Source organism: Sulfitobacter sp. 1A13679 (assembly GCF_043557115.1).
In the GTDB taxonomy this organism is placed as follows: Bacteria; Pseudomonadota; Alphaproteobacteria; order Rhodobacterales; family Rhodobacteraceae; genus Sulfitobacter; species Sulfitobacter faviae.
Genome location: NZ_JBIFFO010000018.1, coordinates 67,840 through 91,774 on the forward strand (window position 1 = coordinate 67,840; position 23,935 = coordinate 91,774).

Genomic DNA, 23,935 nt, shown 5'->3' on the forward strand with positions numbered 1-23,935 from the left:
CAGGACTTTTTGAAAATGCTGGGCAACGGGTTTAAGAATCACCCATAACCCCGCATGATTCGGAAAACCGAATCGTCTGCGGATGATTCGCGCTGACGCGCTGAAGGAGCATGAGATGGCTGCCAAAGATACGAATGACGACGCAAAGAGCAACGATTCAGAGGCCGGCCACTCGCTCGACATGAGCCAAGCCGCCGTGAAGAAGATGATCGGTGAGGCCCGCGAGAAGGGCTATATCACCTATGATCAGCTGAACACGGTGCTGCCGCCCGATCAGGTCAGCTCGGAACAGATCGAAGACGTGATGTCGATGCTCTCGGAAATGGGCATCAACATCATCGAAGACGAGGAAGCCGAAGAGGAAGAGAACAAAGGCTCGACCGAGGTTGCGACCACTGAGTCCAACCGCGATGTGGCGCTGTCTTCGGGCACCTCCGAGAAGCTCGACCGCACCGATGACCCGGTGCGCATGTACCTGCGCGAGATGGGCAGTGTCGAACTGCTGAGCCGCGAGGGCGAGATCGCCATTGCCAAGCGGATCGAAGCTGGCCGCAACACCATGATCGCGGGACTTTGCGAAAGCCCGCTGACCTTCCAGGCGATCACCATCTGGCGTGACGAACTTCTGTCTGAAGACATTCTGCTGCGCGATGTGATCGACCTTGAGGCGACCTTTGGCACACAGATGGGCGATGAGGAGGAGACCTCTCCGGTCGTCGCCCCCGCCGCCGGGGCCGAGAGCAAGACCGAAGAGTCCAAGCCCGAATATGACGCCGACGGCAATCCGATCTCGTCGGATGACGACGACGACGAGGACGAACAGGCCAACATGAGCCTTGCGGCCATGGAAGCGGCGCTGAAGCCTCAGGTTCTCGAAGCGCTCGACATCATCGCGGATGACTATGAAAAGCTCAGCGCGATGCAGGACAGCCGCATCTCGGCCACGCTGAACGAAGACGGCTCTTTCACCAAGGAACAGGAAGAGACCTATCAGAAGCTGCGGTCGGAAATCGTGCTTTTGGTGAACGACCTCCACCTGCACAACAACCGTATCGAAGCGCTGATCGACCAGCTTTACGGCATCAACCGCCGCATTATGCAGATCGACAGCGCCATGGTGAAGCTCGCCGATCAGGCGCGCATCAACCGCAAGGAATTCGTCGACAACTATCGCGGCTATGAGCTTGATCCCAACTGGATGGAGCGGATGGCCGAGAAGTCCGGTCGTGGCTGGCAGATGTTCATCGAACGCTCCTCCGAAAAGGTCGAAGAACTGCGCGCCGACATGGCGCAGGTTGGCCAATACGTCGGCCTCGACATCTCGGAATTCCGCCGCATCGTGCAGCAGGTCCAGAAGGGTGAGAAAGAAGCCCGTCAGGCCAAGAAAGAGATGGTCGAAGCGAACCTGCGCCTCGTCATCTCCATCGCCAAGAAGTACACGAACCGGGGTCTGCAATTCCTTGATCTTATTCAGGAAGGCAACATCGGCCTGATGAAGGCCGTAGACAAGTTCGAGTATCGTCGCGGCTACAAATTCAGCACCTACGCGACTTGGTGGATCCGTCAGGCGATCACCCGCTCGATCGCGGATCAGGCCCGCACGATCCGTATTCCGGTCCATATGATCGAGACGATCAACAAGCTGGTGCGCACCGGTCGCCAGATGCTGCACGAGATTGGCCGCGAGCCGACGCCGGAGGAACTGGCCGAGAAGCTGCAAATGCCGCTCGAAAAGGTCCGCAAGGTGATGAAGATCGCCAAGGAGCCGATCAGCCTTGAGACGCCCATCGGCGACGAGGAAGACAGCCAGCTGGGTGACTTCATTGAGGACAAGAATGCCGTGCTGCCGCTCGACAGTGCCATTCAGGAAAACCTCAAGGAGACCACGACGCGGGTGCTGTCCTCGCTCACGCCCCGCGAGGAACGTGTGCTACGGATGCGTTTCGGTATCGGCATGAACACCGACCACACGCTCGAAGAGGTCGGCCAGCAATTCTCGGTCACGCGCGAACGTATTCGCCAGATCGAAGCCAAGGCACTGCGCAAGCTCAAACATCCGAGCCGCTCGCGCAAGCTGCGCAGCTTCTTGGACCAATAAGCCAAAACGCGGCCCCGGTGGCCGCGTTTTCTTTTGCGGGACGGGTCTTTGACCTGCCGCCCGCGCCGCTTACATCAAGGGGGTATCCCAAGAAGGTTCCCATGATGCGCAAAACTGTCCTTACCCTTCTTTGTCTTATGCTGCCGCTGCAAGCCGCCGCACAGGCCTACCGGGCCGAGAACCGGCTGATCGTCGTGCCCCTCACCGCGCAGGAGTTCGAGGTGATCGAAGACCACGGAGCGGGTGCGCGTCACATCTGGTGCGCCGCGGCGGAGTTTGCGCAGGACGTGCTGGGCCTTCCGCGCGGGGAGCGGCTTTATATCAAAACCCCCCGCGGCCCGTCGGTGAGCGGTGTGGGCCGTACCGGCGTGGTTTACACCACCAATCCTGAGCGGGCGAGCGGCGATATGGGGAAGTCCTATTCTGTCACCATCAACCGCGCGGGAGAGAACTTGCCCAGCCACCATGCGCGGCAGTTCTGTCTGGATCGCATAATTGAGTTGCGGGATTTCTGAACCGGGCAAGCCGTTGTTTTTACGCGGTGGCGGGCTTATTCTGCGTATATTGTTACGACGGATTGATCTCATGCGTTTTCTACTCGCCAGCCTGTTTCTGACCCTTGGCATCAGCCAAGCCCATGCCCACTGCCACCAGCGCAGCGCCACGGTTCTGACCTGTACGATTGACCAAGGGGCAAAGCAGTTGGAGGTCTGCCTCGACGGGGAAGAGGTGATCTACCGCTTCGGCCCGGCTGACGCGCCCGGTCTGACCCTGAGCGCCCCGATTACGGAGGTGGCGCATCAGCCTTGGCCGGGCATAGGTCGCGCCATTTGGGAAAGCACGACCTTTCGGAATGGCGCTTTTACATATGAGGTCCATAGCTCTTTCGACAAACTCGATCAGGTCAGCGATGGCGGGGTGACGGTGCGCGAGAATGGGCGCGAGATCGCCTCGCTTTCCTGCGACAGGGGGTCAGCGGAACTGGGCCTCTTTGCCATAAGCGACGCGAAAGAGGCGGCAGGCCAATGTTGGGACATCGACGCGCAGCGGTGGGGAGGTTGCTGAAATGCAGACAGCCTTTACCATTCAAACCCGCGGTCAGGCGCTCTACGAGTTCACGGATGACGTGGCCCGATGGCTTGCGGGGCAGAGGGATGGATTGCTAACGCTACTGGTCCGACACACCTCGGCATCGCTGCTGATCCAAGAGAACGCGGACCCGGACGTGCAGCGCGATCTCTTGGCCTATTTCGCGCGGCTGGTGCCGCCTGCAAATGCGCCGGAGATGCGCTATCTCACGCATCTGCTGGAAGGGCCGGATGACATGCCCGCGCATATCAAAGCCTCAGTCCTGCCGGTGAGCCTTAGCATCCCCGTCGCGCGGGGCCAAATGATGTTGGGCACATGGCAGGGCATCTATCTGTTCGAGCACCGCGACGCCCCGCATCAGCGGCGCATCGCGGCACATTTCCGGCCCGACTGACGCCGGACCGGGCAGGGGTCACCCCGTCGGCATCAGATGAATTTCCCGCACCGCCGCCCGCGCGGGCGCTTCGAGCGCATGCATCACCGCATCTGCCACGTCCTCAGGTTGCAGCTTGTCGGGTTTGGCCTCGTCGAAAAAGGCGGTGTCGACCATGCCGGGTGAGACCACCATGCAGCGGCCACCCCATTCGGCCATCTCATCCGCCAGGTTACCTGCGTAGCCGTGGATAAACCACTTGGTCGCCCCGTAGATCGACCCTTGGATATGACGCCGTCCGGCAGCAGAACCGGTCACGATATATTGCCCCGTGGTCTTGCGCAGATGCGGCATGGCGGCATGGGCGGTATAGAGCGCGCCCATGATGTTGAGCTCGACCATCGCTTTCCAATCCTGCGGGTCGCCATTCTCTGTCCCCGCCGGGCTGGTGCCGCGCCCGGCGTTGGCAAAGGCGGCGTCAACCTGTCCGAAGTGGTCGGCCAGTTTGTCGATTGCCTGTTTCTGCCCGTCGTAATCGGTGGCGTCGCCCACCAGCACCAACGCCTGATCGCCGATCTCATCGGCGAGGGCGTTCAATTTCTCTTCGCTTCGGGCGAAAAGGCCGATGTTCCAGCCCGCCTTGGCGGCGGCGCGGGCGGTGGCGGCGCCGATCCCGCTGGAAGCGCCGGTCAGGAAAAGTGTCTTGGTCATGGTATGCTCCGTTTATAGCCTTCGCTGACCAACGCAGGGGCATGGCGTTGGGTCCATGACACATTTTTGAACGCAAGATATAGCTGTGGAAATCTTCTCTACCCAAAACCTCGCGGCTCCCCTATAAGTTTTGACAAGAGGGCCGCGCGCCCCACAAGTGAGGCAGGATGAAGAGGGGGACGGCCGATGCGCTGCCCGTTTTGCGGAAATATCGACACCCAAGTGAAAGACAGCCGCCCGGCCGAGGATCACGTCTCGATCCGGCGCAGACGGTTCTGCCCGGCCTGCGGGGGCCGCTTCACCACCTACGAACGGGTGCAACTGCGCGACCTTGTGGTCATCAAAACCTCCGGCAAGCGCGAGGATTTTGACCGCGACAAGCTGGAACGCTCGATCCGCATCTCCATGCAGAAACGCCCCATTGATCCCGAACGTATCGATCAGATGATCTCGGGCATCGTGCGCCGGTTGGAAAGCATGGGCGAGACCGACATCAGTTCGAAACATATCGGTGAGATCGTGATGGAGGCGCTGGCCCGGATCGACACCGTGGCCTATGTGCGTTTCGCCTCTGTTTACAAGAACTTCCAAGCCGCGGACGATTTCGACAAATTCGTTCAAGAACTGCGGCCCGACGCCCTGCCGGAAGAGTGACCGGCGAGAGGGTGAGCGACGCGCGGTATATGGCGCTGGCGCTGTCCTTGGGGCGGCGCGGGCAGGGCAATGTCTGGCCCAATCCGGCGGTGGGCTGCGTCATCGTGCAAGGCACGCGGATCGTCGGGCGCGGTTGGACCCAGCCGGGCGGGCGCCCCCATGCCGAGCCGCAGGCGCTGGCGCAGGCGGGTGCGGCGGCGCGGGGGGCGACGGTCTATGTCACGCTTGAACCCTGCTCCCACCACGGCAAAACGCCGCCCTGTGCGCAGGCGCTGATCGACGCAGGCGTGGCGCGGGTGGTGATCGCGACGCAGGATGACGACGCGCGGGTCAACGGGCGCGGCATCGCGATGTTGCAAGATGCCGGGATCGAGGTCTCAGTCGGGCTGCACGAGGATGCGGCCCGCGCGGATAACGCCGGTTTCTTCTGCCGCACCGATCTGGGCCGCCCGATGCTGACGCTGAAGCTGGCCAATTCCTTTGATGGGCGCATCGCCACCGGCACGGGGGAAAGCCAGTGGATCACCGACGCTCCCGCGCGGCGGCTGACCCATGCCATGCGCAGTCGTCATGACGCGGTGATGGTCGGGGCGGGCACCGCCCGCAAGGATGACCCAAGCCTGACGGTGCGCGGTCTCGGGCTTGCCCAGCAACCGGCGCGCGTTGTCGTCTCTCGCAGGCTCGACCTGCCGTTGATGGGGCAACTGGCCCGCACGGCGGCTCAGGTGCCCTTGATCCTTTGCCATGGGGCGGATGCCGATCCGACTTTGGTCAAAGCCTGGACCGATCTGGGGGCGACGCTGTTGCCCTGTGCCGCACGCGGGGCGCAGTTGGACCCGCAGGATGTGATGCGGCAATTGGCGGCGCATGGTCTCACAAGGATTTTCTGCGAGGGGGGGAGCGCCTTGGCCGCCTCGCTCATCGAGGCGGATTTGGTCGACCGGCTGGTGGGGTTCACCGCCGGGCTGGTGATCGGGGCCGAAGGTCTGCCCGGCATCGGGGCGCTTGGCCTGTCGCGGCTGGCCGAGGCCCCGCGCTTTGCGCTGCAATCCAGCCAGCAGATCGGGCCGGACCTCCTGCACATTTGGCGGCGCAACGCAGCCGATTGAGCGCTATCGCCGCCAGAGGTGGCTCTGGCTGGCAAAGACCCCTTGGAGCTTCGATAGCATCCGGTTGCCCAACTCGGCGCGGGGCAGGCGGCCCGCGGCCAGCCGTTCGACCACCACTTCGACAGGGCAGGGCAAGCCGCTGACCGGGTCGCGGTAGCGCGGGTAATCGATGAGCGCGGCATGAACAAGCCCTTCGAGCGTCGGTGTCGCGCGGCGGCGGGGGGGCACATCGCCCCTGTCTTCGGTCAGCCCCCAGCCCGCGTAGAAAGGCGCGCCCAAGGTCACCACCGGCACCCGGCGCAGGAGCGCTTCGAACCCCAAGAGGGAGGTCATGGTCCAAACCGCGTCGACTTGGCCCAGAAGCGCCACCGGGTCGGCCCGGTGCAGGATCAGATCGGCCTCGCGCGCCTCGGTTGGGCCTTTGCGCAGGCCCGCTTCGACATCAGGGTGGGGTTTGTAGAGGATCACGGCATCCGGGTTTGCGGCGCGTGCGGCGGCCAGCAGGGCCGCGTTGCTGCACACATCGCCCGTGCCGGTGAGGATGGAGGCGTCGTCTTCGACCTGTCCCGGGACGAGGATGCGCCGCCCCGGCGGTAGGTCGGGCGCGGCACCGCCGAGGTTGTATTTGCTGAGGCCCGCCCCGGTGAGCGCCGCGATCAGCGCGCGGGCGCGGGCCAGTTGATCGGGGCGCAGGTCGGCGCGTTTCTCGATCCATTTTTCCAACCGGCTCGGCCCTTGGGGATCGTAGTAAATGCCCAGATCGTCACAGACCAGCGACAGGGGCGGGACCAGTTCGGCCCCCAGCCCGCGCGAGCGCAGAAACCCGTCCTCGACCCGCATGGCGCCTTGTGGCGCTACGTCAGCCTTGCTGGCCCAAACCATGGCGCGGCGGGGCGGTTCGGGGGCCTCTGCCGCGCCTTTGCGAAAGCGGATGGGCGTGGCCGTACCGAAGAACTGTTGCAGCGGGCGGCGCTTCCACAGGCGCATGCCCCATGCGTCCCAGCCGCGATGATCCTCTCGCCACGCGCGGGCCTGCGCGGCGAGGGCGGTGAAGGCCGTCTCGAAACTGCCGAGCTGGTCGCGATAGGGATCGTACCACGTCGGATAGAGGATCATCGCGGCGGCGAAGAGTTGCGCGCGGCTGAGGCGGCGCTGGCGGCGTTGGACGGGGAACTCATCATCCGTCAGCCCCCAACCGGCATAGAAGGGCTGGCCGAAGACGCGCGGCCTGTGGCCGGCAAAGATCGCCTCGAACCCCATTTGCGATGAGACGGTGTAGACACCCACCGCCCCTTCGAACAGCGCCCAAGGGCTGATGGGATCGGTCAGCAGGCTGATCCGCTCGTTGGTATCCTCGGGGCCGTAATGCCCGGCGCGGTAGCCCTGTGCCGTCTCGGGGTGGCTCTTGATGATGACCCGCGCGCCGGGGTGTTCCTCTTGCGCGAAGACGAGCATTTCCAGAAACCGCGCGCGATCCGCGTTCGAGGCGGTGACGGAGGCGTCGCCGCGGGTCTGGTCGATCACCAACACATAGCCCGGCTCCGGCGCGGGCATGTCGGGGTCAAAGCCCGCATATTTTGTCAGATGCGCCTCGGCCATCTGCGCCATGCCGCCCCGGGCACGGTCCAGAAGGGCGGTATCGTCCAGCGGGTGATGGGCGAGCAGCTCTTCGAGGTCTGAGGGCTGGGCAGGGTCGAAATGCGCCCCCCGGCTGTCGATCAGCAGGCCCAAGGGCGGCTCGCCCGCGCGACCGGGGTGGAGCGAGCGCAGCCATGCGTCCTCCACCCGGATCACCGGCACGCCGCGTTTGGCCGCCACGGCCAGTCCGCGATGCGCGGTGGGGGAGTTGCCCCAGACCGCCACCGCATCATCCGGCCCGGGCAGGCCGAGGCGCAGGGAATGGCCCGAGAGTTGCAGGATGCGCCGCAGACGGCGCTGCGTCAGAAAGCCGCCGTTATATACGAAAAGCCGCCGGCTCCTTTCGGGACCGGCGGCGGGGTATTGGTATGGGTCAGCTTCGAATGCCACCGGGGTGGCTCATTCGGTCAGCGAGGTGATACTATCCGCCGAACCCGCCGTGCCAGTGATGGCCGAGATTACCTTGCTCCACTGGGTGAAGGGCGCTTCGGTCACATAGATCGTATCGCCGTCACGGATCACGAAATCGCGGGCCATGAACATGCCGTTGGGTTTGGTCAGGTCGGTGACATAGACCATGCGCTGCGCGCCGGTCAGATCGCTGCGCCCCAGCACCTGTTCGGCGACTTCCTCAGGCTCATTGCGGAACACGAAAACGCCGGTGGGGTCGGCCGAGAGGGGGCTGAGCCCGCCCACCTGCGCGATGCCTTCCAAGAGCGAGAGGTTTTGCGATTCAAAGGGCACGCGGGCCTGTCCGCCGGTGGCGCCAAGCGCGGTGAAGGAACGGGTGTCTTCCTCGACCAAAATCCGGTCGCCCGGCCGCAGGGCGATGTCGAGTTCGGGGTGGTCATAGAGGTCTTGGAACCAAATCTTACCGCGCTGCCCGCCGCGGATCACGGTGACCTGCGCAATTTCGGGGATGATGGTCACACCGCCCGCGCGTGCCAGCATGGCGGCCAACGTGCGGGTCGGCCGTTCGATCGGGTAGACGCCCTGCGCCCCGATGGAACCAATGAGCGAGACGGTCGAGCCGTCACCGGCGGCGCGGCGCACTTCGACCTGCGGGTCAGGGGTCTGCTCGCCGAGCTTGTTGGTGATGATGCGGCGGATCGCCTCGGGCGTGTTGCCCGCAGCGCGAATGCGGCCCGCGTAGGGGATAAAGATAAAGCCCGCGCCGTCGACCTGCACCTCTTCCAGCATGGTGGCCGGGGCGCCTTCGACGCCGAGAAGCGGATCGTCCACGTTCTCATAAACCGTGATGCCAAGGATGTCGCCCGGCTGGATCGTGTCGGAACCGACCCGGCCCGCATTCTTGAAGCTTTCCGAAAAGCCGAGCGCGGGGGCTACGGCGGTGGCGCGGGTCACACGGTCATTCACGCTGACGACAAAAGCATCGCCCTCGCGCTGAACAGAGCCTGCATAGATTTGCCGTTTGTTCGGTCCGACCTGTGGCAAGCCACATGATGAGATGACGGCCACCGCCGCCAGCGCTGCGATGGGGCGCGCCCACCGGAAAGATACGGATTTCACTGCCCGGTCTCCTCGACCTGAAATATCTGCCTCGAAATCGCCAATTGTCATGACGTATTACTTTGCAACTTAGCGCAGCCTAGCGAAAAAATCTACAGGGCGGAATGGGTTAACTCAGGTGACGACCCGCAACTGTTGCCGAGGGGCCGCGGTGCCCTGTTCCAGCGCGTCATATGGATCATCGGGTGCGAGCATCATATCGACCACTTGGCGCAGCAATTGCCGCCGCCCGCGTGCGGCATAGAAACCGCCGGGAACCTGAGAGGTTTCAAGCAGATAGCGGCGGTAGTCCTTATAGGCGCGGTTGTCGGGGCGGTTGGCGGCGGCAAAGAAATCCGGCAGCGACTGGTCCGAGACAAACTCGGGCTGGGAGTAGACCGCGCGGCCAAAGACCTTGAGAGGGATGCCGCGCCAAAGCACCTGTTGTCCGGCGGTGGAATTCACCGTCACCGCACTGCGGGTGTCGTTCAAGAGCTGCGCCAGCTTGCCGCCGCGCACGAAATGCACGCGGTCTAAGACGCCATGCAGCCGGGCCACCCGTTTGACATCGCGCCGCACCGGCACGCGGCCATCCTCTAAAGGATGCGCCTTGATGACGAGGTGGTGATGCTGCGGCGCGCCCTTGGCGAAACCTTCGATCACCAGTTCAAGGAAATCGGCCATCGTGTTGAAGGGCGAATGTTTCTGGAAAGAGGAATCATGCTCCAGTTGCAGCAGCGCGAGATGATAGGGAAAGCCGCCCAGCCGAATTTTCAGCGTGGCCAGCAGGCGGTCGGCGGCCAGCACCGGCATCAGCAAGAGCCGCTTGAGGTAGAGACGGAATTCCTTGGTGACCGGCAGGCTGCGATGCGGTTTGAAATTGCGGTAATCGCCGTTCCGGAACATCACGAACCAATGGTAAAGTGCGCCGTAAAAGATGTGGTGGCGCATGTCGCCCCAATGGCCCGGCGGCAGGGGGGCTTCCATGTCTGAGCGGGCGAGGGCGGCCTGCATCTGGGGAATTGTCATCTCCATCAGCCGCGAATTGCCGTTCGAGCCGCCGCGCTCATAGGTGACCCAATAGGGCCGCATATAGCCCTCCTCGAAGACATGGACGGTGATGCCACGGCGCTTGGCCTCGGCTACGGCTTCGGCGTGGATGGGCCGGGTGTCGCCGTAAAGCACGATGTCGGTGACCTGCTTGTCGTCCAGCAGGCTGGCAAAGACGCCCGGCCAATCCTCGACCCTGCCGCGATAGGGGATGTAGGTCGACGGATGAAACCAAAAGGCCCGGTCGCCCGCGTTGAAGCCCACGCGCCAGACCTCGGCCCCCGCGCGGCGCAGCATCTTGCCCAGACTGTTAAAGAAAGGGCCATGCGGTCCTTGCAGGAACAGGAAGGTTCTGGTCGGGGCGGCGGTCACGGTCATTCTGGTCCTTTGGTGGGGCTTTGCCCTCTTAACCACCATATAATAGGGGCGACAATGTGGCGTCACCCGCTCTTGCCTGTGGCGGTGACCGGGTTTACCACTGCGCGGAACCAGCAAAGGAGCCTACCCCATGTTCACCGGCATTATTACAGACGTTGGCACCGTGACCAAGCTGGAGCAGGAAGGCGACCTGCGCGCGCGCATCCAGACCGGCTATGACACCAGCGGCATCGACATGGGCGCCTCCATCGCCAGCGACGGGGTCTGCCTGACCGTCGTGGGGCTGGGCGAGGATTGGTATGAGGTGCAGATCAGCGCCGAGACCGTGGCCAAGACCAACCTCGGCCAGCATTGGCGCGAGGGCAAACGCGTGAACCTTGAACGCGCCTTGAAGGTGGGTGACGAGTTGGGCGGGCATATCGTCTCGGGCCATGTCGATGGCGTGGCCGAGATCATTGAGATGAAAGACGAGGGCGACAGCACCCGCGTGACCCTGCGCGCGCCCGAGGATCTGGCGCGGTTCATCGCGCCCAAAGGTTCCGTGGCGCTGAATGGCACCTCGCTGACGGTGAATGATGTCGATGGCTGTGATTTCGGCATCAACTTCATCCCGCATACCAAGGAGGTGACGACTTGGGGCGATGCAGGCGTCGGCGATCTGGTGAACCTCGAAATCGACACGCTGGCCCGTTACGTGGCGCGTTTGAACGAGATGTGACGCCGCGCCCTTCGGGGCGCGCTCTGGCCAAGCGGTGCGGGTCAGGCTAAGAGCCGGGCAACAGATAGATGGAAGCAGCCGATGCAATTTGACAAACCCGGACCGGTCGAGACAGGGCTGAGCGATGCGATCTCGCCCATCGAAGAGATCATCGAAGACGCGCGCCAAGGCCGTATGTTCATTCTTGTGGACCATGAGGACCGCGAGAACGAAGGCGATCTGGTGATCCCGGCGCAGTTTGCCGATGCTGCGGCGATCAACTTCATGGCGACCCACGGGCGCGGGCTGATATGTCTGCCGATGACGGCAGAGCGGGTCGATCACCTTGGCCTGCCGATGATGGCGGTGAACAATTCCTCGCGGCATGAGACGGCCTTTACCGTCAGCATTGAGGCGCGGGAGGGTGTCAGCACCGGCATCTCTGCCGCCGACCGTGCGCTGACCGTGGCCGTGGCGATCTCGGAACAATCCGGTTCGGCAGATATTGCCACCCCCGGTCACGTTTTCCCCCTGCGCGCCCGCGATGGTGGCGTGCTGGTGCGGGCGGGCCATACCGAAGCGGCAGTCGATATTTCGCGCCTCGCGGGGCTGCATCCTTCGGGCGTGATCTGCGAGATCATGAAGGACGATGGCGAGATGGCCCGTCTGCCCGATCTGGTGGAATTCGCCGCCGCGCATGGGCTCAAGATCGGCACGATCAGCGATCTCATCACCTACCGCCACAAGCACGACAATCTGTTGGTGGAGCGCGACAGCCGCACCGTGACCTCCGCCTATGGCGGCGATTGGCAGATGCGGGTGTTCTCCGACCAGATCACGGGCACCGACCATGTGGTGCTGACCAAGGGCGACATCTCAACGCCCGAGCCGGTGCTGATCCGCACCCATGCCATCAACGCGCTTGAAGATATCCTCGGCCTCGGCCCAAGTCCGGCGGATGAGTTGCCGCGTGCCATGCAGATCATCGCCGAAGAGGGCCGCGGCGCCGTTGTGCTGTTCCGCGATCCTTACCCGCGTCTGAAGCTCGACCCCGAGGAGGACGACCGCCCGCGCACGATCAAACGTACCGGTCTGGGCGCGCAGATCCTCTCGTCGATGGGGCTGCACGAACTTATCCTGCTGACCGACAATCCCGACACGCGCTATCTGGGCCTCGACGCCTATGCGCTGGAAATCGTGGGCACCCGGCCCATCACTACGGAGTAATCGCCATGGCATCCGCCGAAGAGCATACCATCCTGCCGCGCCCCAGCTTTGACGAACCGGTGAAACTGCTGATCGTCGTCTCGCCCTATTACTCGGACATTGCGAATGGCCTGTTGACCGGCGCCAAGGCCGAGTTGGAGGCTGCGGGCGCCAGTTATGAGGTGATCGAAATGCCCGGCGCGCTGGAGATTCCCACCGCCATCGGCATTTCCGACCGGGGCAGCAATTTCGACGGCTATGTCGCGCTTGGCTGCGTCATCCGGGGCGAGACCACCCATTACGAGACCGTCTGCAATGACAGCAGCCGCGCCTTGCAACTGCTTGGCTTGCAAGGGCTTTGCATCGGCAATGGCATTCTGACGGTCGAGAACAAACAGCAGGCCGAGGTGCGCGCCGACCCCGAGGGGCAAAACAAAGGCGGCGGCGCGGCCGCTGCGGCCTTGCATCTTATCGCGCTCGCTCGTAAATGGGGCCGCCAGAGCAAGGGCATCGGGTTCAAGCCATTCGGGCAGGACACTTTGATGGCCGGCGACACGGATGGATCAAACATCGCATGACCAGCAACGGGCCTTCGGGCAACCAGAAACGTAAGATGAAGTCGGCCTCGCGGCTCTATGCCGTGCAGGCGCTGTTCCAGATGGAGCATTCTGCGCAGACGGTCGATGTCGTGCGTCACGAATTCATCGACCACCGTTTCGGTTCGGTCTATGAGGGCGACGAGATGCAGGAGGGGGATGTTGATCACTTCTCTCGCGTGCTCGAAGATGCGGTGAACTATCAAGCGCCGATCGACCAGATGGCCAACCGCGCCATCGTCGCCAAATGGGCCATTGCCCGGATCGACCCGACCCTGCGCGCGCTGTTCCGCGCCGCCGGGGCCGAGTTCCGCCATGACGACACGCCGCCGCGCGTGGTGATCAAGGAATATGTCGACGTGGCCCATGCCTTCTTCCCCGATGGGCGCGAGCCGAGCTTTGTGAACGCCGTGCTTGACCATATGGCCCGCGAGGCGCGCCCCGAAGCGTTTTAAACGCGCGGGAAAGTGGCCCCGAGGGGGCCATCTACCACATTGATGTCTTGGGAAAGTGACGGGAACCGCGCCTGCCGCTGCTGTTTTATATTCCCGAGGACCTGTATGTACAGGTGGGCGCCAGGTAACCGAACCAGGGCTCGGACAGAGCCAGCTCCCTCGGATTTGCTTAAGGCCACTGGAATGTAACGTTCACGAACAGGGCAGAACCCGTCGACCCCCGATGTAGGGGCCAAGTGGGGCTGCGGCAAGGGGGCGGAAGTGGATTTGCAAAACTTCTCTGCCGCGCTCAATCTTCGGCGGGGATAAAGCCATAGCGGCGCAATTCTTCGGGCAGCAGCACATAGATTTCATCGGGTGGCGTGACCAGCGCGTGCTGCATCACCATCGGATCAATGCCCATATCATCAAGGTATCGCATCACCTCACCTTGGCCGCGCTGGATGTCCTCCACAGCGACAAAGGCGGGCAGGATCGTGCTTTCGCCAAAGTAATGCTGATGCACCCCGACCGAGGCGCTCTCGGGCACCGTCCGTGCCGCGCCGGCGGCCAGCAGATAGGGGCAGGCGGAATAGCAGATGTCCCCCTCTCGCAGTGCGGTGTCTAGCCCTTCGCGCCGCAGGAAGCGGCCCAGTTCCAAAGCGTCGCGGACCGATCCGCCGGGGGAATTGAGGTAGATTTCCTCGGGCGTGGGGGTCAGTTCGCTTAACTGCTTAACGATCCGCTCGGCGTCGCCAGCTTCGATGGCCCCTTCCAGCAGCGCCGCCCGCCCGCCCGAGACGGGGGTGAGCACCAGCCGGTCGGGCAGGGCGGTCTCGGGCATCGGCTGGCCCGGGGTTGGCGCGCGCTCGGGGCGGAAGCGGCGGGTCTGGTCGCCGGGGCGGATCGGCTCGGTCAGTTCCGGGGCGCGCGGGCCGAAGCCCGGCAGGCGCAGCCCTTCCCCTAGGTCCCCCCAGAACAGCAGCACCGCAAGGCCAAGTTGAAAGATCAGCACGCCGATCAGCACCCGCCCGACAATTGGCTTCCGGTGGGGGGCGTCGGCTTCTGGTGGGGTCTCTTCGCTCATGTGCTTTTGATCGATGCGACTGGGCCGGGGGCCGGTTCTTCGGGCGCATCAGCGGCGGGCGGCGCTTTGGCGGCGGGGCGTTTGTGGGCGGGGCTTTCCTGCATCGCCACATCGACATCACGCACGGCAGCAAGCGCGGCACGCAGTTCTGCAAGGGTCAGCGTGTCTTCGACCGCGGCCCCCTCCCGGCCCGAGCGGATCGCCCCTTGGGTGATGGAGAGGATCAGCACCAGCACAGCGGGCAACAGGTCAATCGCGATGGCCCCGGCCCAAGAGGGCACGAAATTGCGCGCATAGAGGATCACCGCATCGGCGCTGGAAATCGGCGTATAGGTCGTATCGGCGGCGGGCGGCATGGCTTGCACATCCTGCGCCGCGCGCTCCAATGTCGCTGCACGCTGGGCCAGCACCTCCAGAACCGAGGTGATCGTCGCCCCTTGCGCGCCGCGTTGTTCTTCGTTGCTGCCGTCAAGCTCAGGCAGCACGACGGAGGCCGCCAAATCCTGCGCTGCGCGTTCCACCAGCGGGGCCACGGACAGCTGTCGTAGCCGGGTGATCAGACCTGCAAGCCGCACGGCCTGTTCGGAAAACTCGACCGAGCGCGCTTGAACCGGGCCGGGCTCCACCGTCAGGGCGCGCATGCGGCTGAGGATCTGGTTCCCCTCGGCGAAGGCGTCATTCACCAGCGGGGTCTGGGTGGCGATCTGCGCCTCCAGCGCGCCCAGTTCCGCCGACTTCTGCCGCAGCACCCGGAACACCGCGCCGCGCCCGGCAAGGCCCGACAGGCTGCCAGCCGCCTCTTGCTCGCTGAGGTCTTCGAAGCTCTGTCTGACCCGCGCCACGTCCCGCTCAAGCCCTTGGGCCGACAGGGCAATCTCATGGGTGCGCTCCAACGCGCCTTGGTAGTCCTGCACCGTCTCGGCCAGATGCTGTTCCACCGCCGCCGATCCGGCGAGCGCGGCGGCGTTCAGCCAGCTCGACATCGCGATGATCGCGACGGAGCCGAGCCCCATCGCCCCCAAAAGCCCCATCCGCGCACGGGTCGTGCGCACAGCGGGGAAGAGCCGCAGCAGATAGGACCAGAAGACAAAAATCCCTACCGAGACCGCCACCGAATAGGCGATCGCGGCAAAGGCCGACATGGCGCCATTGTCATCCAGCAGCGACGAGACGCCAAGATAGGTGTAAATGCCCGAGGCCACTGCCAAAACGCCAAGCGCCGTGCCGGAGAATGTATCGAGCCATGTCAGGTGGCCCTCCAATTCACGGGCGTAACGCACCCCGCGCGCCTGCGTCTCACTCATCGGTTCGCGTTGTGCCATGGGCCTCCCTCGCTTTGCTGGGGTGAAGATAGGGGGTCGCGGGGGAATTACCAAACTTTCCGGTGCTGCCCCTTGTGGATGTTCATCAAATGTTCATATTTGTCGCCATGATGGAGAATGACATACGACAACTCCAACCCGGCCAATTATTGGCGCGGGGGGTGATGCGGCATCTGGCCGATCGTGGGTTCGCCTCGGTGGAGGAGCTTGTGCCGACGCGCGGTTTGCGGGTCGACGTGATGGCGCTTGGCCCGAAGGGGGAGATTTGGATCGTCGAATGCAAATCCAGTCGCGCCGATTTCATGGGCGATGCAAAATGGGAGGGCTATTTGGATTGGGCCGACCGGTTCTTTTGGGCCGTGGACAGTAATTTCCCCGTAGAACTGCTGCCCGAGGAAAGCGGCCTCATCATCGGTGACGCCTATGGGGCCGAGATTGTGAGGATGTGCGATGAGACCAAGCTTGCGCCCGCCCGGCGCAAGGTGATGGTGCAGAAATTCGCGACCCATGCCGCCCGGCGCCTGCATCGCCTACGCGATCCTGACATGGCGCCGAACTGGTCTTGAAAGGGGGGGGAGGTCGTTCGCCCATATCCCTAAGGCGGGGCGAACCCGCGTTTAGGCGGCTTAGCGCCCTTTTTTGCCTGCGCGGTTTGCGGCGGCCATGATCTCTTCCGCGATTTCGCGGGCTTCTTCCGGGGTGAAATCCATCGGAATTTCAACGCCGCCGCCTTCGACGAAAAGGCGGACCATGCCCTTGTCTGTCGGGCCGATTTGCAGGTTTGCTTCGATGTCGCGTTCGGTGTCGATGCCCATGGGAGCCTCCGGTTTGGTGGGGCTTATCGCTAGCGCGGCATGGGCGGAAAGGCAAGATATCATGGTGAGTTGCGTGGAAGGGCAGGGGGCTCGTTGGCCTTAGGTGACGGCTGCATCATCACCGTTCTGGAAGAGGGTGGGGTGCCGTTCTGGCAGATCGGGAGATTGCCGCGACGCGCAGCTTGGAGACCTAGGGCGGAATCGCCGCGTCATCCACCCGCGTTTCCCGCATGAGTGCCGATGACACAGGGCGCGCGAAAAATCTGACGGAAACCGGCATTTCTTCTGACTTTGAGGTCTTGCATTCCTCCGCCACGGGCGCTAAATCCGCCCCAGTGCCGCCTTAGCTCAGTTGGTTAGAGCGCTTGATTGTGGATCAAGAGGTCCCTGGTTCGAGACCAGGAGGTGGTACCACCCCCCCCTATTTCACTCTATCTGCGCTTTGGGGCGAACTGCCTTTTTGCGGCGCGCGGCATGATGCTGCCAACGCGCTGGCACCCTAACCCATGGTAAATTTTAGATTTTCTGGAACGTTCTGTCCGAGCTTTCGTTGTGACCATAGAGAATAACGAAGAGGAGAGAGACATGAAAACGCTTACAGCCAGCACCCTTGCCCTGACACTCGCAGGCACCGCCGCTTTCGCTGAAACGCATATGACCGACTATTCCAACGTCGACAGCATGCAGATGAACGAAATGCGCGGCGATCTGATCCGGTCGCGCGACATCACCGGCGGTGAGATCTACACCCTCAACGAAGCCGGCGACGAATGGAGCCCCAACACGGCCTATAACGAAATCGGCGCCGATTGGAACGAAATTGGTGAGATCGAAGACATCGTTCTGTCCAAAAACGGCCAGATGGTCGGCATTGTGGCCGAAGTGGGCGGCTTCCTCGATATCGGTGACAAACACGTCATGATCTCGACACCCGATGTGAACCTCGTGGCCGTCGACGACCAGACCTACGCTTATGTCACGCGTCTGAGTGAAGAAGAACTCGAAGCGCTGCCCGGCGTTGACGAAGGCTTCTGGGACTAATTTAAGCGGTAAACGCTTTAGCTAAATTTTCAGACCCCGGCGTGGAGCCTTCCGCACCGGGGTTCTTTCTGAATGGGCTTAGGCCAGCTTCATCACGATGCAAGTGGTGGAGCCTGTGGCATAAAGCTTGCCATCTTCGACGCCGCGAATCTCTCCGTGTGCGACACCGGTTGAACGGCCCACATGATCGGTCACCCCGATACAGTCAATTTCCGTCCCCAAAGGCAGGCCACGCAGGATATTAATCTTGTATTCCAAAGTGGTATAGACCGAGCCGCGGGGGATTTTCGTCATTACCGCGCAGGCCATCGCTGAATCGAGCAGCGTGCCGTACCAACCGCCGTGCACCGTGCCCATCGGGTTTGTCATGGCAAAGCTCGGCGCGCCGCGAAAGACGATGCGGCCCTCTTCAACCGAATGCAGCGCATAGCCCATGGTCTGGCCGATGGGCGGCCCGGGGTTCGCGCCGTCGAGAATGGCCTGCATGAACTCCAGCCCCGAAAGCTTGAGCGCTTCGGATTGGGACAAAAGGTCAGCAGGGCTTTGGGCGATGCGGGGCATGGTCTTCTCCGGCAAGTGATTTTTGCCGGAGGATACGCCCGCGCGGGGCAGGGGCAAGCCCCCCTGCCGGAGGGACAGCGCTTACGCGACGTCCGAGAGATCGACCTGCGGGGTCACACCGATGGCACGGCAGACATCGCGGGTGAGTTCCGCGCGGTTGAGCGTGTAGAAATGCAGCGCGTCCACGCCTTCGTCGATCAACTCGCTGCACAGTTCGGTGCACATGGCTTGGGCCAGCAGGTCGTGCCGGTCATCGCGGATCGCGGCCTCATAGGCTTGGTCGACCCATTCCGGGACCGGCGTGCCGCATTTGACGGCAAATTTACGGGCCGAGGTCCAGTTCACCACCGGCAGGATGCCCGGCGTGATCGGCTTGTCGATGCCCGCTTTCACGCAGGCGTCGCGGAAACGCAGGAAGGTCTCCGCCTCAAAGAAGAACTGGGTCAGCGCCTCATCCGCGCCTGCGTCGAACTTGCGCTTGAGCCAGTCGATATTCGCCTGCTGGTCCGCCGCTTCGGGGTGCGGGTCGGGGTAGGCGCCCACGCGGATTGTGAATTTGCCGGTTTTCGCCAGCGCCTCAATCAGCTCGCAGCTGTCGGCGAAGCCTTCGGGGTGGGGCACGAACTTGTCGGTGCCCGCTTGTGGGTCACCGCGCAGGGCGACGATGTCTTTGATGCCCGCTTCGGCGAATTTATCGGCCACGTCGAGTGTCTCTGCCCGGCTGGCGCCGACGCAGGTCAGGTGTCCTGCGACGGGCAGGCCCGAGGTGCGGTGCAGCACATGCGCCGAATCATGGGTGAGATCGCGGGTGGTGCCACCCGCGCCATAGGTGACGGAAAAGAAACGCGGGGCCAGCGGGGCCAATGCCTGCGCCGCATCCCACAGTTTGAACGCCGCGCCGACGGTGCGGGGCGGGAAGACTTCGAAGGAAACGGCAGGCGTGGTCATTGAGAGATCCTTTTGGCGGTTTCACGTCTTGTCTCACATCTAGCCTTGTGAGACAAACTCATAACATTCATCTTGAACATGAGTAATGCCTCAAATGCACATTGAGTTCCGTCACCTGCGCACAATCAAGGCCATCCACGAGGCGGGCGGCTTGGCCCGCGCGGCGGATCAGATGAATATCACGCAATCGGCGTTAAGTCATCAGGTGAAGGGGTTGGAGGATCAGGCGGGGGTCGAACTCTTTGTGCGGCGCTCGAAACCGTTGAAGCTGTCGCCCGCCGGGCAGCGGCTGTTGAAGCTTGCGCAGCAGGTCTTGCCGCAGGTCGAAGCCTTGCAGGACGAGTTTTCGGGCCTGCGGGCGGGCAGCACGGGGCGGATGCATATCGCGATCGAATGTCACGCCTGTTTCGAGTGGCTCTTCCCGGTGCTGGAACAGTTCCGCCGCCATTGGCCGGATGTGGATGTCGATATCCGCCCCGGTCTCGCCTTCGATGCGCTGCCTGCGCTTTTGCGGGAAGAGGTTGATTTGGTGGTCTCCTCGGACCCTGAGGAATTGCCGGGTGTCGAATTTGTCGAACTCTTTGATTATAATCCTGTTTTCGTGGCCTCGCAGAACCACCCTTTGGCCGAAAAGCCCTTTGTCGAGGCGGCCGATTTTCGCGGGGAGACGCTGATTACCTATCCAGTGGAGCGGACCCGGCTGGACGTGTTCAGCCAGTTGTTGATCCCCGCCAAGGTCGAGCCTGCGACGATCCGGCAGGTGGAGCTGACGGCGGTAATCCTGTTGCTGGTGGCATCCAACCGCGGGGTCTCGGTCCTGCCAGATTGGGTCGTGCGGGAGGTGAAATATTCCTCCGATTACGTCACGCGGCCTCTGACGGCCGAGGGGATCACGCGGCGGCTTTATGCGGCGGTGCGGCGGGATGATTTGGGCAAACCGTTTATGGATGAGTTGCTAAAGCTGGCCGGGCAGGAGGCGCGGAAGTTGCAGCGGGCCTGAGCGGGGTGCCGAGGGCCAGCGCCTGCCCGTGGGTGGGCGATCTGACCGTGGTTCATGCCGCTTTATGGTTCAGCCATGACGCACGGACGCGAAGTTGCACCAAGCCTTTCTAAATCGCCTACCCGGGGACGGGCAAGCGATGGCCCGGCCCTGCGGCTTGGCTCCGGGCGGGTGGGTGAACGCGCCGTTCCACAAGGCGGAACGACGCACTCCAACGTTTACTTCACCTTAACGATGGCCTTGCCCGTGTTCCCGCCATTCAGCATGTCGATGAAGGCCTGAGGTGCATTCTCCAGCCCTTCGGTGATGTCCTCTTTCACCTTCACGCGGCCATCGGCGACCATCGGCGCCACTTCGCGCTGGAACTTCGGCATCTGGTCCCAGTGGTTCGAGATGATGAAGCCGCGCACGGTGAGGAAGTTCACCAAAATCGTCCGCCACAGCCGCGGCGCGGTGAGGCCAGCGCCCTCGGCATCGGCACCCAGTCCGCCCGCGTTATACCATGCGATCATGCCGCAAAGCGGGATCCGGCCATGGGGGTTCATCAGCGGCAGCACCGCGTCCAGCACCTTGCCGCCGACGTTTTCGTAATAGATATCGATGCCATCCGGCGCAGCCTCTTTCAGGGCGGTGCGCAGGGATTTCGCATCGTCATAGGCGCGGTGATCAAGGCAGACGTCAAAGCCGAAATCGCGGGTGGCGATCTCGCATTTCTCGGCGCCGCCTGCGATGCCCACAGTGCGCAGCCCTTTGGCCTTGGCCAATTGCCCCACGATCGAGCCGACGGGGCCGGTGGCTGCGGCCACGACGAGGGTCTCGCCCTCTTTCGGTTGGCCGATGTCGTTCAAACCGTACCAGCCGGTCAGGCCGGGCATGCCCAGCACGCCGAGCGAGGCGGTGATCGGCACGCCTTCGGCATCGACCTTCTGACATTGTTTCGCCGGGGCGACGCCATGGGTGGCCCAGCCGAAGGCGCCAAAGGCAAAATCGCCTTCGGCAAAGCTGGGGTCATTCGAGGCGATCACCTTGCCCACGCTGCCGCCTTCCATCAGCCCGCCGATGGGCACAGGTTCGGCATAGGATTTCGCATCGTCCATCCGGCCCCGCATATAGGGGTCGAGCGACATGTAATGCACTTCGACCAGAATTTCGCCGTCGCCCGGCTGGGGGATATCCGCGCTTTCAAGGCGGAAGTTCTCGGGCGTCGGTGCGCCATCTGGGCGGGAGGCGAGAACGATTCTCTGCATCTGGTCGGACATGGGGTTTCCTTCGTGCTGGTTGCTACAGGGTCCAAGGTGTTCCCTCGCGCTCTGAATGCAACCCGTGAGGCGCGCAAGAATCAATAAGCGGTGCAGGTTTCTGCCCCCTTGGCAATTGCGCTCTTGCGCCCTATACGTCCCGCCTTATCCATCAAAGGGCGCGAACAATGATCGGCAGTGCGAATCTCAACATCATGATCAAGGCGGCACGCAAAGCGGGGCGTGCATTGGTCAAGGATTTCCGCGAGGTCGAGAATCTTCAGGTCTCGGTCAAGGGCGCGGGCGATTTCGTGACCAAGGCCGACATTGGCGCCGAGAAGATCATCAAAGACGACCTCATGGGCGCGCGCCCGACCTATGGCTGGCTGGCCGAAGAGGGCGGCGAGGAAGAGGGCCAAGACCCGACCCGTCGCTGGATCGTCGACCCGCTGGATGGCACGACGAACTTTCTGCACGGTTTGCCGCATTGGGCCATCTCTATCGCGCTGGAGCATAAGGGCGAGATCGTCGCCGGTGTGGTCTTTGACCCCGCCAAGGACGAAATGTTTTTTGCCGAGAAAGGCACCGGCGCTTGGATGAACGAAGGCCGCCTGCGGGTTTCTGGCCGTCACCGCATGATTGAGTCGATCTTTGCCACAGGTCTGCCTTTCGGGGGCCGTGCCGATCTGCCTGAAACGCTCAAGGATTTGGGCCGCCTGCTGCCCGTCTGCGCCGGTGTGCGCCGCTGGGGCGCGGCATCGCTCGACCTCGCCTATGTCGCCTCGGGCCGTTACGATGGCTTCTGGGAGCGTCGTCTGAAGCCATGGGATGTGGCCGCGGGCATGTTGATCGTCAAAGAGGCCGGTGGCCTTGTCGAGCCGATCCGCCCTGAGCGCAACATCCTGCAACATGGTGAGATCATCTGCGCGAACGAGCCGATCTATTCGACCTTTGCCAAGACGATCCGCGGCTGATCACTCGATCACGACCGTCTGGCGCAATGCGCCGGTCAGCTGGTCAAAGATCAGGATCTCATCCGCATCCGTCACCACCGCATACCAGCCGCGCCCCTGCGTAAACGCTTGGGCGCTGCTGCCATCGGGCAGGGTGATGCTGCGCGGCATGGTCGGGCCCTGATCGCTCAGGCGGGTGACAAGCACGAAGATCAGCACTAGAACCCCGCCAATCATCACGACGGTCAAGACCGTCACCATCCGCCGCAGAAACCGCAGGTTTGCCGGTTCATCAGGGTTGTCCGTGTCCATGTCTCACCGCCGCATTGATTTCATTCTGAACGATAGCCCGCCCGCCCGTCTTGATAAGGCGCTGGCCCGCGATGTGCCAGAGGAAGCGAACATGTCGCGCACCCGTTTGGGCCGTTTGATCACCGAAGGCGCCGTCACGCTGGACGGTGTCGTGGTCCAAGACCCCCGCGCCAAGGTGGCCGAAGGGCAGGCGGTGCAGATCACGGTCGAAGAGGCGGCGGAAAGCCATATCCTGCCCGAAGACATCCCCCTTTCGGTGGTCTTTGAGGATGACGACCTGATCGTGATCGACAAGCCCGCGGGCATGGTGGTGCACCCCGCGCCGGGATCGCCTTCCGGCACCCTCGTTAATGCATTGCTGGCGCATTGCGGTGATGACCTCTCTGGCGTGGGCGGAATGAAACGGCCCGGCATCGTGCACCGGATCGACAAGGATACCACCGGTCTGCTCGTCGTCGCGAAATCTGATGCGGCGCATCACGGGCTGGCGGCGCAGTTCGAGAAACATACCGTCGAGCGTTATTACCAGACCCTCGTTTACGGCGTGCCGGATGCCAATGACCCGCGCCTGCGGGGCGTCAAAGGCGCGTCTTTCGAGGCGGGGAATATCCTGCGGATGACCACCCAACTGGCGCGGCACAAGACCGACCGACAGCGGCAGGCGGTGCTGTTTCAAGGCGGGCGGCACGCGGTGACCCGCGCCCGCACGGTCGAGCGTTTCGGCACTCCGCCCGTGCTGGCGCTGCTGGAATGCTGGCTTGAGACGGGTCGCACGCACCAAATCCGCGTGCATATGTCCCACGCGGGCCATGGGCTGGTGGGGGATGCCACCTATGGCGGGCGGCGCAAGCTGGCCAAGACGGCCTTGCCTGAGGCCACCGCCGAAGCAATCCGTGCCTTCCCCCGCCAAGCGCTGCACGCCGCCGTTCTGGGGTTCGAACATCCGGTGACTGGTGAGAACCTGCGTTTCGAAGCACCCCTGCCGCCCGATATGGCCGCCCTGCTGGACCTGCTGCGCGACGGCCCCACCGCCCCATCGGCGTGACCCCGCCACCCGGCGGAACCGCCTAAGGATCGGTTACGTTTTGTTCACAGAAACTGTGCAGTCATGAACAA

General features: G+C 63.2%; 26 protein-coding genes, 1 tRNA gene and 1 other RNA gene. 16 read left to right on the top strand and 12 right to left on the bottom strand.

Annotated elements, in window-relative coordinates; genetic code table 11:
- The first annotated feature begins 115 nt into the window (after positions 1–115).
- The 4 genes from rpoD to ACGYLA_RS14400 all read left to right on the top strand — a co-directional run bounded on the left by rpoD (position 116) and on the right by ACGYLA_RS14400 (position 3,581).
- Positions 116–2,098 carry an RNA polymerase sigma factor RpoD gene (gene rpoD / locus ACGYLA_RS14385; protein ID WP_394412909.1) on the top strand — a complete coding sequence of 661 codons (1,983 nt, stop codon included), beginning with the start codon at positions 116–118 and terminating at the stop codon, positions 2,096–2,098.
- Between the two features lie 101 nt (positions 2,099–2,199).
- Entirely contained in the window at positions 2,200–2,613 is a 414-nt protein-coding gene (locus ACGYLA_RS14390; protein ID WP_394433418.1) for a hypothetical protein, read from the top strand.
- Positions 2,614–2,683: 70 nt separating this feature from the next.
- The gene (locus ACGYLA_RS14395; protein WP_394433420.1) at positions 2,684–3,163 is read left to right on the top strand and encodes a hypothetical protein; all 480 of its coding nucleotides are present in this window, start codon (positions 2,684–2,686) and stop codon (positions 3,161–3,163) included.
- 1 nt (position 3,164) lies between these two features.
- A complete protein-coding gene (locus ACGYLA_RS14400) occupies positions 3,165–3,581 on the top strand; it encodes a secondary thiamine-phosphate synthase enzyme YjbQ (RefSeq protein ID WP_394419230.1) in 417 nt (138 codons plus the stop codon).
- A gap of 18 nt (positions 3,582–3,599) precedes the next feature.
- On the opposite strand, the gene ACGYLA_RS14405 is transcribed toward ACGYLA_RS14400, so the two are convergent.
- Positions 3,600–4,271, bottom strand: coding sequence for an SDR family oxidoreductase (locus ACGYLA_RS14405; protein WP_394433422.1), 672 nt, complete (start codon positions 4,269–4,271; stop codon positions 3,600–3,602).
- Between the two features lie 186 nt (positions 4,272–4,457).
- Between ACGYLA_RS14405 and nrdR the strand changes: the two genes are divergently transcribed.
- Positions 4,458–4,925, top strand: a complete 468-nt coding sequence (gene nrdR, locus ACGYLA_RS14410) for a transcriptional regulator NrdR (RefSeq protein WP_067264800.1) — start codon at positions 4,458–4,460, stop codon at positions 4,923–4,925.
- 29 nt (positions 4,926–4,954) lie between these two features.
- Positions 4,955–6,034, top strand: coding sequence for a bifunctional diaminohydroxyphosphoribosylaminopyrimidine deaminase/5-amino-6-(5-phosphoribosylamino)uracil reductase RibD (gene ribD / locus ACGYLA_RS14415; protein WP_394433450.1), 1,080 nt, complete (start codon positions 4,955–4,957; stop codon positions 6,032–6,034).
- Between the two features lie 3 nt (positions 6,035–6,037).
- Here the strand turns inward: ribD and ACGYLA_RS14420 are convergent, their stop codons facing one another.
- The 3 genes from ACGYLA_RS14420 to ACGYLA_RS14430 all read right to left on the bottom strand — a co-directional run bounded on the left by ACGYLA_RS14420 (position 6,038) and on the right by ACGYLA_RS14430 (position 10,609).
- A complete protein-coding gene (locus tag ACGYLA_RS14420; protein ID WP_394433424.1) occupies positions 6,038–8,062 on the bottom strand; it encodes a capsular polysaccharide biosynthesis protein in 2,025 nt (674 codons plus the stop codon).
- Between the two features lie 9 nt (positions 8,063–8,071).
- Positions 8,072–9,202, bottom strand: a complete 1,131-nt coding sequence (locus tag ACGYLA_RS14425; RefSeq protein WP_394412893.1) for a polysaccharide biosynthesis/export family protein — start codon at positions 9,200–9,202, stop codon at positions 8,072–8,074.
- Positions 9,203–9,316: 114 nt separating this feature from the next.
- On the bottom strand, positions 9,317–10,609 hold the full coding sequence (locus tag ACGYLA_RS14430; RefSeq protein WP_394433425.1) for a capsule biosynthesis protein: 1,293 nt from the start codon (positions 10,607–10,609) through the stop codon (positions 9,317–9,319).
- Positions 10,610–10,739: 130 nt separating this feature from the next.
- Here ACGYLA_RS14430 and ACGYLA_RS14435 point away from each other — a divergent pair, with 130 nt between their 5' ends.
- From ACGYLA_RS14435 to nusB, 4 genes are all read left to right on the top strand, one after another.
- Positions 10,740–11,327 carry a riboflavin synthase gene (locus ACGYLA_RS14435; RefSeq protein ID WP_209219322.1) on the top strand — a complete coding sequence of 196 codons (588 nt, stop codon included), beginning with the start codon at positions 10,740–10,742 and terminating at the stop codon, positions 11,325–11,327.
- 81 nt (positions 11,328–11,408) lie between these two features.
- Positions 11,409–12,533: a 3,4-dihydroxy-2-butanone-4-phosphate synthase gene (gene ribB, locus ACGYLA_RS14440; protein ID WP_394433426.1), complete on the top strand. Its 1,125-nt coding sequence runs from the start codon at positions 11,409–11,411 to the stop codon at positions 12,531–12,533.
- A 5-nt stretch (positions 12,534–12,538) separates the two neighbouring features.
- Positions 12,539–13,090, top strand: coding sequence for a 6,7-dimethyl-8-ribityllumazine synthase (locus ACGYLA_RS14445; RefSeq protein WP_209219320.1), 552 nt, complete (start codon positions 12,539–12,541; stop codon positions 13,088–13,090).
- Positions 13,087–13,563, top strand: coding sequence for a transcription antitermination factor NusB (gene nusB, locus ACGYLA_RS14450; RefSeq protein ID WP_394433428.1), 477 nt, complete (start codon positions 13,087–13,089; stop codon positions 13,561–13,563). The genes ACGYLA_RS14445 and nusB overlap by 4 nt, the downstream gene beginning before the upstream one ends.
- Positions 13,564–13,621: 58 nt before the next feature.
- On the opposite strand, the gene ssrS is transcribed toward nusB, so the two are convergent.
- The 3 genes from ssrS to ACGYLA_RS14465 form a co-directional block, all read right to left on the bottom strand.
- Positions 13,622–13,776, bottom strand: a non-coding RNA gene (ssrS, locus tag ACGYLA_RS14455) — 6S RNA.
- Positions 13,777–13,852: 76 nt separating this feature from the next.
- A complete protein-coding gene (locus ACGYLA_RS14460) occupies positions 13,853–14,629 on the bottom strand; it encodes a hypothetical protein (RefSeq protein ID WP_394433429.1) in 777 nt (258 codons plus the stop codon).
- Positions 14,626–15,951, bottom strand: a complete 1,326-nt coding sequence (locus ACGYLA_RS14465; protein ID WP_394433431.1) for a hypothetical protein — start codon at positions 15,949–15,951, stop codon at positions 14,626–14,628. The genes ACGYLA_RS14460 and ACGYLA_RS14465 overlap by 4 nt, the downstream gene beginning before the upstream one ends.
- Positions 15,952–16,040: 89 nt before the next feature.
- On the opposite strand from ACGYLA_RS14465, the gene ACGYLA_RS14470 reads away from it, so the two are divergent.
- Positions 16,041–16,517, top strand: a complete 477-nt coding sequence (locus ACGYLA_RS14470) for an MmcB family DNA repair protein (protein ID WP_394433432.1) — start codon at positions 16,041–16,043, stop codon at positions 16,515–16,517.
- A 60-nt stretch (positions 16,518–16,577) separates the two neighbouring features.
- Here the strand turns inward: ACGYLA_RS14470 and ACGYLA_RS14475 are convergent, their stop codons facing one another.
- Positions 16,578–16,766, bottom strand: a complete 189-nt coding sequence (locus ACGYLA_RS14475; protein WP_209219317.1) for a DUF6324 family protein — start codon at positions 16,764–16,766, stop codon at positions 16,578–16,580.
- 337 nt (positions 16,767–17,103) lie between these two features.
- Here ACGYLA_RS14475 and ACGYLA_RS14480 point away from each other — a divergent pair.
- Together ACGYLA_RS14480 and ACGYLA_RS14485 are read left to right on the top strand one after the other, a co-directional pair.
- A tRNA-His gene (locus tag ACGYLA_RS14480) sits at positions 17,104–17,180 on the top strand.
- Positions 17,181–17,351: 171 nt separating this feature from the next.
- A complete protein-coding gene (locus tag ACGYLA_RS14485; RefSeq protein ID WP_271689592.1) occupies positions 17,352–17,807 on the top strand; it encodes a PRC-barrel domain-containing protein in 456 nt (151 codons plus the stop codon).
- A gap of 78 nt (positions 17,808–17,885) precedes the next feature.
- Here ACGYLA_RS14485 and ACGYLA_RS14490 read toward each other — a convergent pair whose 3' ends face one another.
- Together ACGYLA_RS14490 and ACGYLA_RS14495 are read right to left on the bottom strand one after the other, a co-directional pair.
- Complete coding sequence (locus tag ACGYLA_RS14490; RefSeq protein ID WP_394433433.1) at positions 17,886–18,368, bottom strand: PaaI family thioesterase; 483 nt, start codon at positions 18,366–18,368, stop codon at positions 17,886–17,888.
- Between the two features lie 81 nt (positions 18,369–18,449).
- Complete coding sequence (locus tag ACGYLA_RS14495; RefSeq protein WP_067264828.1) at positions 18,450–19,316, bottom strand: methylenetetrahydrofolate reductase; 867 nt, start codon at positions 19,314–19,316, stop codon at positions 18,450–18,452.
- Between the two features lie 94 nt (positions 19,317–19,410).
- Here ACGYLA_RS14495 and ACGYLA_RS14500 point away from each other — a divergent pair, with 94 nt between their 5' ends.
- The gene (locus ACGYLA_RS14500; protein ID WP_394433435.1) at positions 19,411–20,316 is read left to right on the top strand and encodes a LysR family transcriptional regulator; all 906 of its coding nucleotides are present in this window, start codon (positions 19,411–19,413) and stop codon (positions 20,314–20,316) included.
- Positions 20,317–20,534: 218 nt separating this feature from the next.
- Here the strand turns inward: ACGYLA_RS14500 and ACGYLA_RS14505 are convergent, their stop codons facing one another.
- Positions 20,535–21,575: an NADP-dependent oxidoreductase gene (locus ACGYLA_RS14505; RefSeq protein WP_394414008.1), complete on the bottom strand. Its 1,041-nt coding sequence runs from the start codon at positions 21,573–21,575 to the stop codon at positions 20,535–20,537.
- A 167-nt stretch (positions 21,576–21,742) separates the two neighbouring features.
- Here ACGYLA_RS14505 and ACGYLA_RS14510 point away from each other — a divergent pair, with 167 nt between their 5' ends.
- Positions 21,743–22,528, top strand: coding sequence for an inositol monophosphatase family protein (locus ACGYLA_RS14510; RefSeq protein WP_067264836.1), 786 nt, complete (start codon positions 21,743–21,745; stop codon positions 22,526–22,528).
- On the opposite strand, the gene ACGYLA_RS14515 is transcribed toward ACGYLA_RS14510, so the two are convergent.
- A complete protein-coding gene (locus tag ACGYLA_RS14515; RefSeq protein ID WP_271691728.1) occupies positions 22,529–22,819 on the bottom strand; it encodes a DUF6476 family protein in 291 nt (96 codons plus the stop codon).
- On the opposite strand from ACGYLA_RS14515, the gene ACGYLA_RS14520 reads away from it, so the two are divergent.
- Complete coding sequence (locus tag ACGYLA_RS14520) at positions 22,818–23,864, top strand: RluA family pseudouridine synthase (RefSeq protein WP_394433452.1); 1,047 nt, start codon at positions 22,818–22,820, stop codon at positions 23,862–23,864. The genes ACGYLA_RS14515 and ACGYLA_RS14520 overlap by 2 nt on opposite strands.
- Positions 23,865–23,935 lie beyond the last annotated feature (71 nt).

Bases quoted from the DNA above. Each gene is read 5' to 3' on its own strand.
- rpoD (WP_394412909.1), top strand. From the start codon at position 116: ATGGCTGCCAAAGATACGAATGACGACGCAAAGAGCAACGATTCAGAG.
- ACGYLA_RS14390 (WP_394433418.1), top strand. From the start codon at position 2,200: ATGATGCGCAAAACTGTCCTTACCCTTCTTTGTCTTATGCTGCCGCTG.
- ACGYLA_RS14395 (WP_394433420.1), top strand. From the start codon at position 2,684: ATGCGTTTTCTACTCGCCAGCCTGTTTCTGACCCTTGGCATCAGCCAA.
- ACGYLA_RS14400 (WP_394419230.1), top strand. From the start codon at position 3,165: ATGCAGACAGCCTTTACCATTCAAACCCGCGGTCAGGCGCTCTACGAG.
- ACGYLA_RS14405 (WP_394433422.1), bottom strand. From the start codon at position 4,271: ATGACCAAGACACTTTTCCTGACCGGCGCTTCCAGCGGGATCGGCGCC.
- nrdR (WP_067264800.1), top strand. From the start codon at position 4,458: ATGCGCTGCCCGTTTTGCGGAAATATCGACACCCAAGTGAAAGACAGC.
- ribD (WP_394433450.1), top strand. From the start codon at position 4,955: ATGGCGCTGGCGCTGTCCTTGGGGCGGCGCGGGCAGGGCAATGTCTGG.
- ACGYLA_RS14430 (WP_394433425.1), bottom strand. From the start codon at position 10,609: ATGACCGTGACCGCCGCCCCGACCAGAACCTTCCTGTTCCTGCAAGGA.
- ACGYLA_RS14435 (WP_209219322.1), top strand. From the start codon at position 10,740: ATGTTCACCGGCATTATTACAGACGTTGGCACCGTGACCAAGCTGGAG.
- ribB (WP_394433426.1), top strand. From the start codon at position 11,409: ATGCAATTTGACAAACCCGGACCGGTCGAGACAGGGCTGAGCGATGCG.
- ACGYLA_RS14445 (WP_209219320.1), top strand. From the start codon at position 12,539: ATGGCATCCGCCGAAGAGCATACCATCCTGCCGCGCCCCAGCTTTGAC.
- nusB (WP_394433428.1), top strand. From the start codon at position 13,087: ATGACCAGCAACGGGCCTTCGGGCAACCAGAAACGTAAGATGAAGTCG.
- ACGYLA_RS14460 (WP_394433429.1), bottom strand. From the start codon at position 14,629: ATGAGCGAAGAGACCCCACCAGAAGCCGACGCCCCCCACCGGAAGCCA.
- ACGYLA_RS14465 (WP_394433431.1), bottom strand. From the start codon at position 15,951: ATGGCACAACGCGAACCGATGAGTGAGACGCAGGCGCGCGGGGTGCGT.
- ACGYLA_RS14470 (WP_394433432.1), top strand. From the start codon at position 16,041: ATGTTCATATTTGTCGCCATGATGGAGAATGACATACGACAACTCCAA.
- ACGYLA_RS14475 (WP_209219317.1), bottom strand. From the start codon at position 16,766: ATGGGCATCGACACCGAACGCGACATCGAAGCAAACCTGCAAATCGGC.
- ACGYLA_RS14485 (WP_271689592.1), top strand. From the start codon at position 17,352: ATGAAAACGCTTACAGCCAGCACCCTTGCCCTGACACTCGCAGGCACC.
- ACGYLA_RS14490 (WP_394433433.1), bottom strand. From the start codon at position 18,368: ATGCCCCGCATCGCCCAAAGCCCTGCTGACCTTTTGTCCCAATCCGAA.
- ACGYLA_RS14495 (WP_067264828.1), bottom strand. From the start codon at position 19,316: ATGACCACGCCTGCCGTTTCCTTCGAAGTCTTCCCGCCCCGCACCGTC.
- ACGYLA_RS14500 (WP_394433435.1), top strand. From the start codon at position 19,411: ATGCACATTGAGTTCCGTCACCTGCGCACAATCAAGGCCATCCACGAG.
- ACGYLA_RS14505 (WP_394414008.1), bottom strand. From the start codon at position 21,575: ATGTCCGACCAGATGCAGAGAATCGTTCTCGCCTCCCGCCCAGATGGC.
- ACGYLA_RS14510 (WP_067264836.1), top strand. From the start codon at position 21,743: ATGATCGGCAGTGCGAATCTCAACATCATGATCAAGGCGGCACGCAAA.
- ACGYLA_RS14520 (WP_394433452.1), top strand. From the start codon at position 22,818: ATGTCTCACCGCCGCATTGATTTCATTCTGAACGATAGCCCGCCCGCC.
- ACGYLA_RS14515 (WP_271691728.1), bottom strand. From the start codon at position 22,819: ATGGACACGGACAACCCTGATGAACCGGCAAACCTGCGGTTTCTGCGG.